Below are 501 nucleotides of genomic sequence, written 5' to 3' on the forward strand. Positions count from 1 at the left end.
ATAGAAGCGGCTGGGGGATTGTGGCACTGATTGCAGTCCTGGCCATAGCCGCTGGCAGCTGGCTGACTTACCGGACCGTCCAGCTGGTCCGCTTGAGCCGGCAGGTTGACGTCAAGGTGGACGGCAGCCGCCAGTATAAAAGCGGCCGGGCCGATGCCAAGCTGCTGAAAAAATACGCTGCCTCACAGCCAGCAGCCTTGCTGACCGGCCGGACGCAGGCTAAAAAGCGGTCCGTGGTCCTGCTTTTTGCGGGCCTGACGGACAGTGAGGAAAGCAATGAGCGGATTCTGCGCCTGCTCAAACAGGCTGGAGTCAAGGCAACTTTTGCCCTGCCAGCGGCCAGAGCCAGAGAAAATGACGTTTTGCTCAGACAGCTCCTAAAAAACGGCCAGCAGATCATCGGCAACGGGATCACCGGCAGCGAAGGCAGCGAGGAAGCCGCGGTCTTGCTGCCAAAACTGCAGCTGGCCAAGCGGACCCTGGCGGCTGAAAGCCGGCAGG

1 protein-coding gene is annotated in these 501 nt (G+C 60.9%); it reads left to right on the forward strand.

The window, feature by feature from the left end; all coding sequences use genetic code 11:
* Positions 1-20: 20 nt before the first annotated feature.
* On the forward strand, positions 21-501 hold a 481-nt coding region (locus lacNas_RS14155; RefSeq protein ID WP_373868159.1), incomplete at its 3' end, for a polysaccharide deacetylase family protein.

It is taken from the genome of Lactobacillus nasalidis, assembly GCF_016587775.1.
Taxonomy (GTDB): Bacteria; Bacillota; Bacilli; order Lactobacillales; family Lactobacillaceae; genus Lactobacillus; species Lactobacillus nasalidis.